Source organism: Mesorhizobium sp. C432A, assembly GCF_030323145.1.
Lineage (GTDB): Bacteria > Pseudomonadota > Alphaproteobacteria > Rhizobiales > Rhizobiaceae > Mesorhizobium.
On record NZ_CP100470.1, the window covers coordinates 5,505,647 to 5,522,838 of the forward strand.

The window sequence follows — 17,192 nt, forward strand, 5'->3', positions numbered from 1 at the left end:
TCCCGTCTTACAGCTTCAGCTTGTCGATCATGTCCTGCGTGACCAGGCAGATGCCCTTTTCCGAAACCCGGAAACGCTTGGCGTCGAGAACAGGGTCTTCGCCAACCACCAGCCCTTCCGGTATCCTTACACCGTGGTCGATGACGACGCGCTTCAACTTTGCGTTCCGGCCGACATGAACGTCGGGCAGCATGACGACCTCTTCCAGCGTCGAATAGGAGTTGATGCGCGCGCCGGTGAAGATCAGGCTGCGCTTCAGCGAAGCACCCGAGACGATGCAATCGCCTGAGACCAGCGAGGACACGGCCGAACCGCGCCGGCCATCCTCGTCATGCACGAACTTTGCCGGCGGCTTCAATTCGGCATAGGTCCAGATCGGCCAGTCACGGTCGTAGAGGTCGAGTTCGGGGGTAATGTCGGTCAGGTCGATATTGGCTTCCCAGTAGGCGTCGACCGTGCCGACATCGCGCCAATAGGCCTCGTTCTCGGCCGTCGAGCGCACGCAGGATTTGGCGAAGCGATGCGCGATCGCCTTACCGTGCTGGACGATGTAGGGGATGATGTCCTTGCCGAAGTCGCGGCTGGAGCCTGGCTCGGCCGCATCGCGGCGCAGCTGTTCCATCAGGAACTTGGTCTTGAAGACATAGATGCCCATGGAGGCCAGCGCGAATTCCGGCTTGTCGGGAATGCCGGGCGGGTCGGCGGGCTTTTCGACGAAGGCGATGATGTTGTCCTTGCCGTCGACATGCATGACACCGAAGCCGGTCGCTTCCATGCGCGGCACTTCGAGGCAACCGACGGTGACGTCGGCATTGGCATCGACGTGCTGGCGCAGCATCAACTCGTAGTCCATCTTGTAGATATGGTCGCCGGCCAGGATGACCATGTATTCCGGCCCATAGGCCTCGATGATGTCGATGTTCTGGTAGACGGCGTCGGCGGTGCCTTCATACCACTGGGTTTCCGAGACACGCTGGGAGGCCGGGAGGATGTCGAAGCTTTCGTTTCGCTCCGGGCGCAGGAAGTTCCAGCCGCGCTGCAGGTGGCGGATCAGCGAATGCGCCTTGTACTGGGTGGCGACACCGAGGCGGCGAATGCCGGAATTCAGCGCATTGGACAGCGCGAAATCGATGATGCGCGTCTTGCCGCCGAAATAGACAGCCGGCTTGGCGCGGCGGTCGGTCAATTCCTTGAGCCGGCTGCCGCGGCCGCCGGCCAGCACATAGGCCATGGCATCGCGCGCCAGCGGCTGGGTTCTCTTCAAGTCTGCCATTTTTTACCCTCCCAAATTACCAGTCTGGAGCATCGCCCGGTCCGCAACGAGTCGACGGACCTAATCCGAAACGAGTTGACGGACCTAGTCCGCAACGAGTTCAAGCATGATCGTCGACAGCGGCGGCAAAAGCATCGTTGCCGAAATGCCTCCTCCTTCCGCCCTGGCTTCGACCACACCGCCATTGCCCTTGCCCGAACCATCGTAGTCCGAAGCGTCGGTGTTGATGATTTCGCGCCATTTGCCGACCTTGGGCAATGGCACGCGATAATTGTCGCGCGGCACTGGCGTGAAGTTGGAAATGACGGCGATCGGGTTGCCGCCGGGCGCGCTGCGCAGCCAGGCGAAGACCGAATTTTCCTTGTCGTCGACGATCAGCCAGGAGAAGCCGTCCGGCTCGCAGTCGCGTGCATGCAGCGCTGGGCGCGAGCGATAGAGATAGTTGAGGTCGCGCACCGTCTGCCAGACGCCGCGATGCGGGTGGAAGTCGAGCAGGTTCCAGTCGAGCGCGCGCGCCTCGCTCCACTCGCGGCGCTGGGCGAATTCCTGGCCCATGAACAACAGCTTCTTGCCGGGATACCCCCACATGAAGGCGTAAAAGGCGCGCAAAGTCGCGAACTTCTGCCAGTCGTCGCCGGCCATCTTGCCGAGCAGCGTGCCCTTGCCGTGCACGACCTCGTCATGGGACAGCGGCAGCACGAAATTCTCGGAGAAAGCGTAGGTCAATCCGAACGTCAGGTCGTTGTGGTGGTGCTTGCGGAAGATCGGCTCCTTGGCGAAATACTCCAGCGTGTCGTGCATGAAGCCCATGTTCCATTTGAAGCCGAAGCCCAGCCCGCCTTCATGCACCGGCGCCGAGACCTTCGGCCATGAGGTCGATTCCTCGGCGATGGTCATCACGCCGGGATGGTGGCCGTAGACCTCCTTGTTCATCTTCTGCAGGAAGGACACCGCTTCGAGGTTTTCGCGGCCGCCCTTCTCGTTGGGGATCCATTCGCCGGCCTTGCGCGAATAATCGAGGTAGAGCATCGAGGCCACCGCATCGACCCGCAAACCGTCGACATGGTATTTCTCGGCCCAGAACAGCGCGTTGTTGACGAGGAACGACACCACCTCGCGGCGGCCGAAATTATAGATCGCGGTGTTCCAGTCGGGATGAAAACCCTTGCGCGGATCGGCATGCTCGTAGAGTGCGGTGCCGTCGAAATTGGCGAGGCCATGCGCGTCGACCGGGAAATGCGCCGGCACCCAGTCGAGGATGACGCCGACGCCGGCGCGGTGCGCACCGTCGACGAAACGGGCGAAGCCGTCGGGGTCGCCGAAGCGCGCCGAGGGGGCATAAAGTCCGGTTGTCTGATAACCCCATGACGGGTCATAGGGATGTTCGGAGATCGGCAGGAACTCGATGTGGGTGAAGCCAGTCTCGACAGCATAGGGGATGAGCTGGTTGGCGAGTTCGTCCCATGACAGGAAGCTGCCATCATCGTGCTGCTGCCACGAACCGGCATGGACCTCGTAGATCGATATGGCTTCCCGCCGCGGATCGGCCTTTCGCCAGTAAGCGCGATGCGCTTCGTCCCCCCATTCATGCGCCGGGGGCACCGCCGTCACCGATGCTGTGGCCGGGCGTAATTCAGACTTGAAGGCGAACGGATCGGCCTTGAGCGGCAGGCGCACGCCGTCGGGGGCAATGATCTCGTATTTATAGGGGTGGCCGGCGCCGATATCGGGAATGAACAGTTCCCAGATGCCGGTGTCGCGGCGGTCGCGCATCGTATGGCGGCGGCCGTCCCATTCGTTGAAGTCGCCGACCACGGAGACGCGCCTTGCATTGGGCGCCCAGACGGCGAAATGGACGCCCGACGCGCCTTCATGGTCGAGGAGATGGGCGCCGAGCTTGTCGAACAGCCTGAGGTGCGACCCTTGCGCGATATAGTAGTCGTCCATCGGGCCGAGCACCGGGCCGAAGGAATAGGAATCGGTCAGCCACCAGTCGCCGCCGGCATTTTTGGCGTGATAGCGCAGCGGCTGACGCTTCTTGATCGACAGTCTGCCTTCGAAGAAACCGGCGTCGTCGCGCCGCGTGAGTTCGCCGGCGTTCTTGCCGGCCAGCGTGTATGCGGTGACGAACTCGGCATTGGGGACGAAGCAGCGGGCAACCAGGCTCTTGCCGGCATCATGCACGCCCAGGATTGCAAAAGGATCGCCATGCGTGCCTGCAACAATTGCGGCGACATCGCCGGCTGACGCCAGCCCGTCCGACCCGCTCGTCGTCGCGGTCGCGCGCGGTTTCTTCATCAGGCGGTGTCCCTCCCTGGGAACCAGTTCTTGTGCACAAGACCCGTTGCTCGTGGCCTCATGCAATCATATCAGGCGGGCACGTTCCAGATTTCTTTCGCATATTGGCGGATCGTGCGATCGGAAGAGAACCAGCCGACGCGGGCAACGTTGCGGATAGCGCGCGCGTACCAATCGGGGCTGTTGCGCCAGACGGCGTCGACATCGCGCTGGGCGGCGGCATAGGCGTCGAAATCCGCCGCCACCATGAACCAGTCGCTGTTGTAGAGACCGTCGACCAGCTCGCGGTAGCGATCCGGCTGGTCGGGCGAGAACACGCCCGACGATACTGCGGCAACAGCCTGCGCCAATTCAGGGGAGCCCTCGATCACGGCGCGCGGGTTGTAGCCATTGCTGCGCCGCTCGGCGACTTCCGCCGTGCTCAGGCCGAAGATGAAGATGTTGTCGTCGCCGACGCATTCCTTGATCTCGACATTGGCGCCGTCGAGCGTGCCGATGGTCAAGGCGCCGTTCAGCGCGAACTTCATGTTGCCGGTGCCCGACGCCTCCATGCCAGCAGTCGAAATCTGCTCGGACAGGTCGGCGGCCGGCATCATCACCTCGGCCAGGCTGACATTGTAGTTCGGCACGAACACCACTTTCAGCAGCCCGCGCACCGACGGGTCGCTGTTGATGACCTTGGCGACGTCGTTGGCCAGTTTGATGATCAGCTTGGCATTGTGGTAGCTGGGCGCCGCTTTGCCGCCGAAAAATTTGACGCGTGGCATCCAGTCCAGCTCGGGATGCGAGCGGATCTGGTCGTAGAGCGCGATAGCTTCCAGGATGTTGAGCAGCTGGCGCTTGTATTCGTGGATGCGCTTGACCTGAATGTCGAACAGCGCCGACGGGTCGAGCTTGATGCCGAGCCGGTCTGCGACCAGATTGGCGAGCTTGACCTTGTTGGAGCGCTTGACGGCGGCGAACTTGTCGCGGAAGGCGGCGTCGCCGGCAAAGGCTTCGAGCCCCTTGATGGCGTCGATGTCGTCGAGGAAACGGTCCCCGATCGCCGCGCGGGTGAGCGCGGTGAGGCCCGGATTGCACTGGATCAGCCAGCGCCGTGGCGTGATGCCGTTGGTCTTGTTGTTGATGCGATCGGGATAGAGCTTGTGGAGATCGGCAAACACCGTCTCCTTCATCAGTTCGGTGTGCAACGCCGACACGCCATTGATCGAGTGCGAGCCGACAAAGGCCAGGTTACCCATGCGCACGCGGCGGTCGCCATTTTCCTGGATCAGCGAGATGCGGCTGATCTGCTCATTGGAAAACTGGTTGGTGGCGCGGGCCTCAAGCAGCACCTGAGCATTGATGGCGTAGACGATCTGCATGTGGCGCGGCAAAAGCCGTTCGAACAGCGGCACCGGCCAGCTTTCCAGCGCTTCTGGCAGCAGCGTGTGGTTGGTGTAGCCGAAGGTGCGCTTGGTGATGTCCCAGGCCTGGTCGAAATCCATGCCATGGACGTCCATCAGCAGGCGCATCAGCTCTGGCACGGCGATCGCCGGATGGGTGTCATTGAGATGGATCGCCGCCTTGTCGGGCAGCGAGGCGAGATCGCCATACTGGCTGAGATGGCGCTGGACGATGTCCTGCAGCGATGCGGTGGAGAAGAAATATTCCTGCCGCAGCCGCAGTTCCTGGCCGGCCTTGTGGGAATCGGCGGGGTAAAGCACGCGCGACAAGGCATCGGCCTTGTTGCTTTCGGCCAGCGCGCCGATGTGGTCGCCGGCGTTGAACTTGTCGAGCAGGATCGGATCGACCGGCATGCCGGACCAAAGCCGCAGCGTGTTGACGCGGTTGGCCCGCCAGCCAACCACCGGGGTGTCGTAGGCGACGGCCTGGACATGCTCGGTCGGCTTCCAGACGTGACGTTCGAGCCGGCCATCCTTGGAGGTGATCGATTCCACCGAGCCGCCGAAGCCGACTTCGAAGGCGCGTTCGCGGCGCTCGAACTCCCAGGGGTTGCCGTGGTCGAGCCAGGTTTCGGGCAGTTCGACCTGCCAGCCGTCATGGATCTCCTGGCGGAACATGCCGTTGGCGTAGCGAATGCCGTAGCCATGCGCGGGAATGTCGACGGTCGCCATGCTTTCCATGAAGCAGGCGGCGAGCCGGCCGAGACCGCCATTGCCGAGCGCTGCATCCGGTTCGAGCCCGGCGATGAGGTCGAGGTCGACGCCCAGCGACTTGAGCGCTTCTCGCATATTGTCCATCAGGCCGAGATTGGAGAAGGCATCGCGCATCAGCCGGCCGATGAGGAATTCGAGCGACAGGTAATAGACGCGCTTTTCCTGCTGGGCGTAGGCCTCCTGCGTCGCCTGCATCCAATGATCGACGATGCGGTCGCGCACGACCTTGATCGAGGCTGTCAGCCAATCATATTGCGTGGCAACGGAGGTGCCTTTGCCGACCCGGTATTTGAGAGCCAGCAAGACTTCGTCGGCCAGCGTCTTGGGATCGGGTATTTCGAGATCGGGGGCTTTGGCTGTCATTGTTCGCGTCATACTGCCTCTCGTGATCGTGCTGCGATCATACCGGCTTTCGCTCTCAGTCCCAGCCTATCCTAGTGCATCGCAACATACGTTCAATCGATTTAGACCAGCATGCCGCCAGTTCCCCTGCGGCAATTTATCCGTCGAGCGGATCAGGCAGCGAGTGCAGCCTCCGGCGGAACCTTCGCTCCCGTCATGAAGGCGACGGCGTCGGACATGGTATATTGCTTGGGATCGATGACGCAGAGGCGGCGACCCAGCCGATGGATATGGATGCGGTCGGCAACCTCGAAGACATGCGGCATATTGTGCGAGATCAGCACGATCGGCAGGCCTCGTTTCTTGACGTCGAGGATCAGTTCCAGCACGCGGCGGCTCTCCTTGACGCCGAGTGCGGCGGTCGGCTCGTCCATGATCACCACGCGGCTGCCGAAAGCAGCGGCGCGCGCCACCGCCACGCCCTGGCGCTGGCCGCCCGACAGCGTTTCCACCGCCTGGCTGATGTTCTGGATGGTCATCAGCCCAAGCTCGGTGAGCTTGTCGCGGGCGCGCTTTTCCATTGCGGGCCGGTCGAGCATACGAAGCCAGTCGCCGAGGAAGCCGGGTTTGCGGATCTCGCGGCCCAGGAACATGTTGTCGGCGATCGACAGGGCCGGCGACAAAGCCAGGTTTTGGTAGACCGTCTCGATGCCCGCCTCGCGCGCCTCCATGGGCGATTTGAAAGCGACAGCCTTGCCTTCAAGACGGATCTCGCCTTCGTCGGGCACGGCGGCGCCGGAAATCGCCTTGATCAGCGATGATTTGCCGGCGCCATTGTCTCCGATGACGGCCAGGATTTCGCCGGGGTAGAGGTCGAAGTCGGCATTGTCGAGGGCGGTGACACGGCCATAGCGCTTGATCAGGCCGCGCGCGGTGAGGATGGGTTCCACGGTCATGCCGAAACCTTTCTGATCCATTGGTCGATCGCCACGGCGCCGATGATCAGCACACCGGTGAGCAGCACCTTCCATTGCGGATCGGCGCCCAGCATGTTGAGGCCCATCGAGACGACACCGACGATCATCGCGCCGAAAAGCGTGCCCAGAATTGAGCCGCGCCCGCCGAACAGTGAAATGCCGCCGATCACCGTCGCGGTTATCGCCTGCAGGTTGTAGTCGGTGACGGCGGCTGACGGCGAGATCGAGCCGTTGCGGCCGATGGACACCCAGGCAGCGAAAGCGGCGATCAACCCGGCAAGGGTGTAGACCGTCATCAACACCTTCTTGGTCTGGATGCCAGACAGCTTCGCCGCCTCCTGATCATCGCCAACGGCGTAGACATGGCGGCCCCAGGCGGTGTGATTGAGCACGTACCAGAGGATCAAAACGAGCACGACCGTGGCGATGACGCCCAGTGTGAGCACCGCCGTGCCGATCTTGAAACTCAGGGCAAAGAGATGCAGCAGCGGCGCCTGGGCGTCGACGTCGGTATCGCGGATCGTCTCATTGGCCGAATAGATGAAGTTCGTCGCCATGACGATGTTCCAGGTGCCGAGCGTGACGATGAACGGCGGCAGCTTCATGTAGGCGACCAGCAAGCCGTTGAGCAGGCCGCAGACTGCGCCGGCGGCAAGCCCGATGGGCACTGCGAGCACGGCCGGCATGCCGTAGCTGACCGCGCAATTGCCCATGATCACGGCCGAAATCACCATGATCACGCCGATCGACAGGTCGATGCCGGCGGTCAGGATGACCAGTGTCTGCGCGGCACCGAGGATGCCGACGATGGCGATCTGCTGCAGGATCAGCGTCAGCGTATAGGATGAGAAGAAACGCCCGCCAATGGCGATGCCGAAAATGACGATCGACAAGACCAGCACAATCAGCGGCACCGCCGCCGGCGTGGAGTGCAGGAAATGCTGGATGCGCTTGACGGCCGATTTGTGCTCGTCAAAGGCGGCAACGCTTGTGTCGCTGCTCGAGAGAACCTTCTCGAATTCCTGTGCTTGAGCCATGTTTCCTCCCCTGGGCTTCAGCTCCATGCCGATACCCGCTCGCGCCTGTCCGGTCTGCTGCCGGGATTATTCGCGTGACGCATCGTCCACCCGAAGCGGCCGGGGATCAAGCCCCCGGCCGTCAGCTTGCCGCTGGCTGTCAGGCAGCCATCAGCCCCAGCACTTGGCGAGGCCTTCCTTGGTGTCGATCGACTTCACGCCATTGGCCGGCTTGTCGGTGACGAGGTTGACGCCGGTGTCGAAGAAGTTCTTGCCTTCGGTCGGCTTCGGCTTGGCGCCGTCCTTGGCGAAGGCGGCGATCGCCTCGATGCCGAGTGCCGCCATCTGCAGCGGGTATTGCTGCGAGGTGGCGCCAATGACGCCTTCGGTCACCGACTTCACACCGGGGCAGCCGCCATCGACCGAGACGATCAGCACCTGGCTTTCGAGCCCGACCGCCTTGAGCGCCTGGTAGGCGCCGACAGCGGCGGGCTCGTTGATGGTGTGGATGACGGTGATGGAGTTGTCCTTCTGCAGAAGGTTTTCCATCGCCTTGCGGCCGCCTTCTTCATTGCCGTTGGTGACGTCGTGGCCGACGATGCGGGCATCGTCCTCATCGCCGATCTTGTTGGGATCCTTCACGTCGATGCCGAAGCCCATCATGAAGCCCTGGTCGCGCAGCACATCCACGGTCGGCTGTGAGGGGGTCAGGTCGAGGAAGCCGATCTTGGCGTCCTTGGCCTTGTCGCCGAGGGTCGCGGCTGCCCAGGCGCCGATCAGCTTGCCGGCTTCCAGATTGTCCGTCGCAAAGGTCGCGTCGGCGGCATCGATCGGGTCCAGCGGGGTATCGAGCGCGATCACCAGCAGGCCGGCGTCACGCGCCTTCTTCACCGTCGGCACAATGCCCTTGGTGTCGGACGCGGTGATCAGGATGCCCTTGGCGCCGTCGGCGATGCAGCTTTCGATCGCCGCCACCTGGCTCTCGCTATCGCCGTCGATCTTGCCGGCATAGGTCTTGAGGTCGACGCCAAGTTCCTTGGCCTTGGCGGTCGCGCCCTCCTTCATCTTGACGAAGAAGGGGTTGGTGTCGGTCTTGGTGATCAGGCAGGCGCCGACGCCGGCGGCCGATGCTGTCGAAGCAAACGCCATCAGGCCGAGGCCCGCCGCGGCGAACACGGTGGACTTCAATAAAGCTTTGGTCACGATCTTCCTCCCATGGAACCATGCGGATGCCGCCAACCGGCATCTTGAGCGCGTCCACTGAAGTTCTCCCAGTGTGGACGCGCCCTCAAATGACACCAGCGGGAGCCGCCTGTCAATAATTAAATCACTCTTATTTATTATTGACAGCTTTGCGCGGTTCACTCATTCTGCCGCAAAAGCAGTAAGAATAAACCAAGGGAAGGAACAAGGGTGGAGACCGGCATTGCGAGGCACGGTTCGCCCGAGGCGGCCGCCAGCCGTCTCCACCGTGGCACCAACCAGAGCGGCATGCGCGACCACAATGAGCGGCTGGTGCTGTCGTTGGTTCGCCAGCACGGCAGCTTGGCCAAATCAGACATTGCGCGCATGACCGGCCTTTCAGCGCAGACCGTCTCGGTCATCATGCGCGAACTGGAGGAAGACAGCCTGCTGCTGCGCCAGGCGCCGTTGCGCGGCAAGATCGGCCAGCCCTCCATCCCGATGGCGCTGAACCCCGAAGGCGCCTTCTTCATCGGCCTCAAGATCGGCCGCCGCAGCGCCGAACTGGTGCTGATCGATTTCCTCGGAACTGTGCGTTCCATGCTGCAGCACTCCTACCGCTATCCGGCGCCGCGCGAGACGGTTGAGTTCGTCACCGAAGGCATGAAGACGATGCGCGCCGAACTGACACCTGCGCAGGACAAGCGCATTGCCGGGCTCGGCATCGCCATGCCGTTCGAACTGTGGAACTGGGCCGACACCGCCGGCGCGCCGCGCGACATCATGGACGAATGGCGCCATCGCGACATCCGTGCCGACATCCAGGCGCAGTGCGAATTCCCGGTCTATCTGCAGAATGACGCCACCTCCGCCTGCGGCGCCGAGCTGGTGTTCGGCCAGACCGGCGGGGCGCGCGACTTCGTCTATTTCTATATCGGCGCCTTTGCCGGCGGCGGCATCGTGCTCAACGGCCGGCTGTTCGGCGGGCCAACCGGAAATGCCGGGGCGCTGGGTTCGATGCCGGTGCCGGGGCCGGACGGCAAGCCGACGCAGCTCATCGACGTCGCCTCGATCGCCATGCTGGAAAAGGCGCTTAACGCACGCGGCGTCGAGGCTTCGCATCTGTGGACGTCGCCTGAGGATTGGGGCGAGATCGGTCACGAGCTCGACGACTGGATCGCCAATGCCGCTCAGGCGCTGGCCTATGCCATCGTATCGGCGTCCTCGGTGATCGATTTCGAGGCCGCGGTGATCGACGGCTGGATGCCGCTCGCTGTCCGGCGCCGGCTCGTCGATGCGATCAGGCAGGCGATCGGTACGATCGATGGCGAAGGGCTGAAGCTTCCGGTGGTGCGCGAAGGCACCGTCGGCATCCATGCCCGCGCGCTGGGCGGCGCCAGCCTGCCGCTGTCCGAACGCTTCCTCATCGGTTCGACCACGATTTCCAGGAGCATCTGAATGCTGATCGGTATTCCGTCGCTGCTCGGTCCGGAGCTTCTGGCGACATTGCGCGCCATGGGCCATGGCGACGAGATCGCGCTCGTCGACGGCAACTATCCGGCGGAAGAACAGGCAAACCGGCTGATCCGCGCCGACGGTCTTCACCTCATACCGGTGCTTGACGCCATTTTGAGCGTGCTGCCGGTGGACGACTTCGTGCCGGAAGCGCTGTTTCGTGCCTCGGTCAAAGGCGATCCCTCGGTCGCCGATCCGGTCCACCATGAAATCGAAACGATCTGCACCAGGCGCGCGCCGGGCCGCAAGGTGGTTGCGCTGGCGGGCGCCGACTTCTATGCACGCGTCCGGTCGGCATATGCGATCGTCGGGACCAGCGAACCCCGGCTCTACGCCAACATCATCATCCGCAAGGGCGTGATCTATCCGCCGGAGAACAAGAAATCATGATCCTCTGCTGCGGCGAAGCCCTGATCGACATGCTGCCGCGCACCACGACACAGGGCGAGCCGGCCTTTGCGCCCTATGTCGGCGGCGCGGTGTTCAACACGGCGATCGCGCTTGGCCGCCTCGGCGCGCCCGCCGGCTTCTTTTCCGGCCTGTCGTCGGATCTGTTCGGCGGCCAGTTCCGCGAGGCGCTCGGCGCAAGCAAGGTCAGCTCCACCTATGCGCACACCTCCCCTCGCCCGACCACGCTCGCCTTCGTGCGGCTCACCAACGGCCAGGCGACCTACACTTTCTACGACGAAAACACCGCCGGGCGCATGCTGACGACAGAGGATCTGCCGAAACTGGGCGCCGAGATCGAAGCCATGCTGTTTGGCGCCATCAGCCTGATTTCGGATCCGGCGGGTGCTGCCTACGAAGAATTCATGAAACGCGAGCACCAACGCCGCGTCATGATGCTCGACCCCAACATCCGGCCGAACTTCATCCCCGACAAAGCCAAGCACCTCCGGCGCATCCGCTCGATGATGGCGATGGCCGACATCGTGAAGCTATCGGATGAGGATCTGCACTGGTTCGGCGAGGCCGGCTCGCATGAGGACGTCATCCGCAATTGGCTCGATCGGGGCCCCAAGCTGATCGTCGTCACCCATGGCAGCGAAGGCGCAGTCGGCTACAGCAGGGATCACAAGGTCACGGTGATGCCGCATAAGGTGGAGGTGGTCGACACGGTCGGCGCCGGCGACACTTTCAATGCCGGCATTCTGGCCTCGCTGCACGAGCAAGGCCTGCTCACCAAGGCCGGGATCGGCGGCCTTTCGGAGGACGCCATCCGTCAGGCGTTGGCCCTCGGCGCCAAAGCGGCGGCGGTGACCGTGTCGCGGGCCGGCGCCAACCCGCCCTGGCGGCACGAAATCGCCTGATCCACGCTTAGTCCGCCGCCAGCCGCTGCAAGCAGCCGATCACTTTATGTTTCCGCGAGCCGGAAAGACGCACTGAATCAGCCGGATTAATAGGCGGCGAAGCCCGGATTTCCGGCATCTTGCGGCAATGCAGGGAAAGCCTGAAGTAACAGGCTGCGACACCTAGACAACCCGTCCCGCGGCCGGTCCGGCTTTCTAGACCGACCCAACTCTGGTACCAGCGGCCCGGTTAAGTTGTTGTTTCTGTGCGTGTCGTTGGGGCGGCTCGCACCACACCGTTTTGAGGCCGACATGCAATTCATCGATCTTGGCGCGCAGCGCGAACGTATCCGCGACCGGCTGAAGGCCGCGATCGACAATGTCGTCGAGGAAGGCCGCTATATCCTCGGACCGCAAGTCACCGAATTCGAAAACAAGCTCGCAGCCTATATCGGCACCAAGCATGTCGTGGCCTGCGCCAACGGCACCGACGCGCTGCTGTTGCCGCTGTTTGCCGCCGGTATCGGCCCCGGCGACGCGGTGTTCGTGCCGAGCTTCACCTTTGCCGCGACGGCGGAAGTGGTGGCGCTTGCCAAGGCCGAACCGGTTTTCGTCGATGTCGACGCCGAGACCTACAACATCGACATCGCCAGCCTCGAGGCGGCGATCGCCATGATCAAGAAGGAAGGCCGGCTGAAGCCGAAGGCGATTATTCCCGTCGACCTGTTCGGGCTTGCCGCCGACTACGAGGCGATCATGGCGATTGCCAAGCGCGAAGGGCTGCTGGTGATCGAGGATGCGGCGCAGTCGATCGGCGGTTCGGCCGACGGCACAATGTGCGGCGCCTTCGGCCATGTCGGCTCGACCAGCTTTTATCCGGCCAAGCCGCTGGGCTGCTACGGCGATGGCGGCGCGATGTTCACCAATGACGACGCGCTGGCCGACCAGCTGCGCTCGTTTGCGTTCCACGGTAAGGGCGAGACGCAGTATGACAATGTCCGCGTCGGCATCAATTCACGCCTCGACACGATCCAGGCGGCGATCCTGATCGAGAAACTCGCCATCCTCGAAGACGAGATGGTCGCCCGCCAGGTGGTGGCCAAGCGCTACGCCGAAGGTCTCGGCGACATCGTCAAGGCGTCACGCAATCTGGGCGGTGGCCGCTCGGCCTGGGCGCAATACGCCATCGAGACGCCGAAGCGCGACGGGTTGAGGGCGCATCTCGGCGAAAAGGGCATCCCTTCGGTGATCTATTATGTGAAGCCGCTGCACGAGCAGGTCGCCTATCGCGACTATCCGCGCACGCCGACCGGGCTTGCGGTTTCGGAGGAACTGCCGAAGCGCATCCTGTGCCTGCCGATGCATCCCTATCTCAGCGAAGCCGACCAGGACCGCATCATCGAGACGATCCGCAACTACATTGGCTCGAACTCGGCGCATGTAGCGGCGGCGTAAGTTACGCCGCGTCCGCCGCCTTCCCGCTCGCAATAAAATGCGGGTTGGCGAAATCCTCGTCGTCGCTCTGTTTGCGCTTGCCATAGGTGAGCGGCTCGCCGTCCAGCGTGCGCGTCATGCCGCCGGCGGCGCGCAGTACGGCGTCGCCGGCCGCCGTGTCCCATTCCATGGTGCGGCCGAAGCGCGGATAGATGTCGGCTTCGGCTGCGGCGAGCAGGCAGAATTTCAGCGATGAGCCGACCGAGACGATCTCGGCGGCGCCGAGATCCTTGATGAAGGCTTCGGTCTCCGGGGTGTTGTGCGAGTGGCTGGCAACGACCGCCAGCGGCGTGACCGCCCTCCTAACCGAAATCCGCCGGCGGCCGACGATACGGAAGTCGCCTTCGACCTCGATTGCTTCGGCCCAGCCCGGCCGTCCAGAGAAGAACCGCCCGCTGCACGGTGCGAAGACGACGCCGATCTCCGGCACGCCGTGCCGGACAAGCGCAATGTTGACGGTGAAATCGGTCCGGCGGTTGACGAATTCCTTCGTTCCATCGAGCGGATCGATCAGGAAGAAGGCGCCATCCAGATCGGGCGGCACAATGCCTTCGGCGACCTCTTCCTCGGCCACGCAGGGAATATCGGGATAGGCCGCACGCAGGCCGGCGAGGATGATCGTCTCGCTCTCGCGGTCGGCTTCCGTGACCGGCGAGGAGTCGGACTTGCTGTCGACCGCGCAGCCGGCCTTGAAGACCCGCATCACCTCGCGTCCGGCTTCGAGCGCCAGGCGCTCGAACACGTCGAGCATCACTTCGTCGTCAGATGCCGCCGCCGCTGTCATATTGGTCTTCGGCAATGTCGCGCTCATTCAGCCAGTGTTCCAGAGCCTCTACCATCTCCTCGGCCGTCTTGCCGAGTGTCTTGAGATGGATTTCGGGATTTTCGGGAGCTTCATACGGGGAATCGACGCCGGTGAAGTTCTTGATCTCGCCATTCAGCGCCCGTGCGTAAAGGCCTTTCGGGTCGCGTCGGGCGCATTCCTCGAACGGCGTATCGACGAACACTTCGACGAACTCGCCGTCGGCCATCAACTCCCTGGCCATGCGCCGCTCGGCGCTGAAGGGCGAGATGAAGGAGACAATGACGATCAGCCCGGCATCGGCCATCAGCTTGGCCACCTCGGCGACCCGGCGGATGTTTTCGACACGGTCGACGTCGGTGAAGCCGAGATCGCGGTTTAGGCCGTGGCGGACATTGTCGCCGTCGAGAATGTAGGTGTGGCGCCCGGAAGCGAACAGCTTCTTCTCGAGCAGGTTGGCGATGGTCGACTTGCCCGAACCGGAAAGCCCAGTGAACCAGAACACGGCGGGACGCTGGCTCTTCAGGTCGGAGCGGCCGCGCTTGCCGACATCGAGCGACTGCCAGTGGATGTTTTCGGCGCGGCGCAAGGTATGCAGGATCATGCCGGCGCCGACCGTGGCATTGGTGATGCGGTCGATCAGGATGAAGGCGCCGGTATCGCGGTTGTCGGCGAAGGAGTCGAAGGCGATCGGCGCCCGGGTCGAGATGTTGCAGATGCCGACTTCGTTCATCTCGAGCGACTTCGCCGCCTCGCGAGCGAAGTCGTTGACGTTGACGCGGTATTTCAGGTCGGTGACGGTGGCGCTGGTCTGGTCGGTCTCGGTGCGCAGTATATAGGAGCGACCCGGCAGCAGCGCTGCCTCGTCGAACCAGACGATGTTGGCGGCGAACTGGTCGGCGACCTGCGGCCGTGCCGCCGGCGACACCAGCATGTTGCCTCTGGAGACCTCGACCTCGTCATCGAGCACAAGGGTGATGGCCTGGCCGGCCACCGCCTGGGCAAGATCGCCGCCTTGCGCGACGATGCGCTTGACCCGCGAGGCCTTGCCGGATTTGGCGACCACCACCTCGTCGCCCTGCGCGACGGAGCCGGACGCGATGGTGCCGGCAAAGCCGCGGAAGTCGAGATTGGGCCGGTTGACATACTGCACCGGAAACCGGAACGGCAGTTCGACCGCGGCCTCGTCGACCGATATGGTTTCGAGATGCTCGATCAGCGACGGGCCGGAATACCACGCCGTCTTGCCGGAGCGGCTGGTGACATTGTCGCCATAGCGGGCCGACATCGGGATCGGCACGATCGTCTGGAAGCCGAGCTCGTGCGAGAACTGCCGGTAATCCTCGACGATACGGTCGAACACCGCCTGGTCGAAATCGACGAGGTCGATCTTGTTGACGGCAAGCACGATATGGCGGATGCCGAGCAGCGAAGCGATGATCGAGTGGCGCCGGGTCTGGCGCAGCACGCCCTGGCGCGCATCGATGAGCACGATGGCGAGATCGGCGGTAGAGGCGCCGGTCGCCATGTTGCGGGTGTACTGTTCATGGCCGGGCGTGTCGGCGACGATGAACTTGCGCTTGGGCGTGGCGAAGAAGCGGTAGGCGACGTCGATGGTGATGCCTTGCTCGCGCTCGGCCTCGAGGCCGTCGACCAGAAGCGCGAAGTCGATGTCGTCGCCAGTGGTGCCGTGCTTGCGGGAATCGCGCGCGAGTGCGGCGAGCTGGTCCTCGAAGATCTGCTTTGTGTCGGACAGAAGACGGCCGATCAACGTCGACTTGCCGTCGTCGACCGAGCCGCAGGTGAGAAAGCGGAGCAGCGACTTCTTCTCCTGCGCCGCCATGTATTCGCGCACGCCGTCGGTGGGAGCGAGGCTCTTGGCCAGGATATGGCGCATGCTCAGAAATACCCCTCGCGCTTCTTCTTTTCCATCGAGCCGGCTTCATCGCGGTCGATGAGGCGGCCCTGGCGCTCGGAGGTGCGCGCCGTCAGCATCTCGCCGACGATGGCTTCGAGCGTGTCGGCGTCGGATTCGATGGCGCCGGTCAGCGGATAACAGCCAAGCGTGCGGAAACGGACCAGGCGGTTCTCCACCGTCTCATCGGGGCGCAATTGCATGCGATCGTCATCCTTCATGATCAGCATGCCGTCGCGTTCGACCACCGGCCGCTCCTTGGCGAAATAGAGCGGCACGATCGGGATGTTTTCCTGCAGAATGTACTGCCAGATATCGAGCTCGGTCCAATTCGACAGCGGAAACACGCGGATCGATTCGCCCGGCGCGATGCGGGTGTTGAAGATCTTCCACATCTCCGGCCGCTGGTTCTTCGGGTCCCAGACATGCTGGGCGTTGCGGAAGGAAAAGATGCGCTCCTTGGCGCGCGACTTCTCCTCGTCGCGCCGCGCCCCGCCGAAGGCAGCGTCAAAGCCGTATTTGTCGAGCGCCTGGCGCAACGCCACCGTCTTCATCACATGGGTGTGGGTGTTCGAGCCATGGTCAAAGGGGTTGATACCGTCGCGCACGCCGTCTTCATTGACGTGGACCAGCAGGTCGAAGCCGAGCTTCTGCGCCATCTGGTCGCGAAAGGCGATCATCTCGCGGAACTTCCAGGTGGTGTCGACATGCAGGAAGGGGAAAGGCGGCTTGGCCGGATAGAAGGCCTTCATCGCCAGATGCATCAGCACGGAGGAATCCTTGCCGACGGAATAGAGCATCACCGGCTTGGAGAAGGAGGCCGCAACCTCACGGAAGATGTGGATGGACTCGGCCTCGAGCCGCTGCAGATGCGTAAGCGCGATGTTCATGGACTGTGAGCGTTCTCTCGTGCAATCCAGACCTTGCATC

Annotated in this window: 13 protein-coding genes; 4 read left to right on the forward strand and 9 right to left on the reverse strand. The window is 63.2% G+C overall.

Annotated elements, in window-relative coordinates:
• Positions 1 to 7: 7 nt before the first annotated feature.
• The 6 genes from glgC to NLY33_RS27135 all read right to left on the reverse strand — a co-directional run bounded on the left by glgC (position 8) and on the right by NLY33_RS27135 (position 9,214).
• Positions 8 to 1,273 carry a glucose-1-phosphate adenylyltransferase gene (gene glgC, locus NLY33_RS27110; RefSeq protein WP_023670729.1) on the reverse strand — a complete coding sequence of 422 codons (1,266 nt, stop codon included), beginning with the start codon at positions 1,271 to 1,273 and terminating at the stop codon, positions 8 to 10.
• 84 nt (positions 1,274 to 1,357) lie between these two features.
• Complete coding sequence (glgB, locus tag NLY33_RS27115) at positions 1,358 to 3,571, reverse strand: 1,4-alpha-glucan branching protein GlgB (protein WP_023708424.1); 2,214 nt, start codon at positions 3,569 to 3,571, stop codon at positions 1,358 to 1,360.
• A 71-nt stretch (positions 3,572 to 3,642) separates the two neighbouring features.
• Positions 3,643 to 6,105 carry a glycogen/starch/alpha-glucan phosphorylase gene (locus NLY33_RS27120; protein ID WP_023708423.1) on the reverse strand — a complete coding sequence of 821 codons (2,463 nt, stop codon included), beginning with the start codon at positions 6,103 to 6,105 and terminating at the stop codon, positions 3,643 to 3,645.
• Between the two features lie 140 nt (positions 6,106 to 6,245).
• Entirely contained in the window at positions 6,246 to 7,028 is a 783-nt protein-coding gene (locus NLY33_RS27125) for an ATP-binding cassette domain-containing protein (RefSeq protein WP_023670726.1), read from the reverse strand.
• On the reverse strand, positions 7,025 to 8,086 hold the full coding sequence (locus NLY33_RS27130) for an ABC transporter permease (RefSeq protein ID WP_023705472.1): 1,062 nt from the start codon (positions 8,084 to 8,086) through the stop codon (positions 7,025 to 7,027). Before NLY33_RS27130 ends, NLY33_RS27125 begins: the two co-directional genes overlap by 4 nt.
• A gap of 150 nt (positions 8,087 to 8,236) precedes the next feature.
• On the reverse strand, positions 8,237 to 9,214 hold the full coding sequence (locus tag NLY33_RS27135; protein ID WP_081725578.1) for a sugar ABC transporter substrate-binding protein: 978 nt from the start codon (positions 9,212 to 9,214) through the stop codon (positions 8,237 to 8,239).
• Between the two features lie 264 nt (positions 9,215 to 9,478).
• On the opposite strand from NLY33_RS27135, the gene NLY33_RS27140 reads away from it, so the two are divergent.
• From NLY33_RS27140 to NLY33_RS27155, 4 genes are all read left to right on the forward strand, one after another.
• Complete coding sequence (locus NLY33_RS27140) at positions 9,479 to 10,705, forward strand: ROK family transcriptional regulator (protein ID WP_023702241.1); 1,227 nt, start codon at positions 9,479 to 9,481, stop codon at positions 10,703 to 10,705.
• Positions 10,706 to 11,152, forward strand: a complete 447-nt coding sequence (locus NLY33_RS27145; protein ID WP_023684581.1) for an RbsD/FucU family protein — start codon at positions 10,706 to 10,708, stop codon at positions 11,150 to 11,152.
• Entirely contained in the window at positions 11,149 to 12,072 is a 924-nt protein-coding gene (locus NLY33_RS27150; protein WP_023708422.1) for a carbohydrate kinase family protein, read from the forward strand. The genes NLY33_RS27145 and NLY33_RS27150 overlap by 4 nt, the downstream gene beginning before the upstream one ends.
• 291 nt (positions 12,073 to 12,363) lie before the next feature.
• The gene (locus NLY33_RS27155; protein ID WP_023698144.1) at positions 12,364 to 13,506 is read left to right on the forward strand and encodes a DegT/DnrJ/EryC1/StrS family aminotransferase; all 1,143 of its coding nucleotides are present in this window, start codon (positions 12,364 to 12,366) and stop codon (positions 13,504 to 13,506) included.
• Position 13,507: 1 nt separating this feature from the next.
• Here the strand turns inward: NLY33_RS27155 and cysQ are convergent, their stop codons facing one another.
• From cysQ to cysD, 3 genes are read right to left on the reverse strand one after another with little or no spacing between them, the layout of a single operon-like run.
• Positions 13,508 to 14,296: a 3'(2'),5'-bisphosphate nucleotidase CysQ gene (gene cysQ, locus NLY33_RS27160; protein ID WP_031196482.1), complete on the reverse strand. Its 789-nt coding sequence runs from the start codon at positions 14,294 to 14,296 to the stop codon at positions 13,508 to 13,510.
• A gap of 10 nt (positions 14,297 to 14,306) precedes the next feature.
• Positions 14,307 to 16,244 (reverse strand): sulfate adenylyltransferase subunit CysN, encoded by a 1,938-nt coding sequence (cysN, locus tag NLY33_RS27165; protein ID WP_023705475.1) that lies wholly within the window; start codon positions 16,242 to 16,244, stop codon positions 14,307 to 14,309.
• Positions 16,245 to 16,246: 2 nt separating this feature from the next.
• Positions 16,247 to 17,152 (reverse strand): sulfate adenylyltransferase subunit CysD, encoded by a 906-nt coding sequence (cysD, locus tag NLY33_RS27170; RefSeq protein ID WP_023705476.1) that lies wholly within the window; start codon positions 17,150 to 17,152, stop codon positions 16,247 to 16,249.
• Positions 17,153 to 17,192 lie beyond the last annotated feature (40 nt).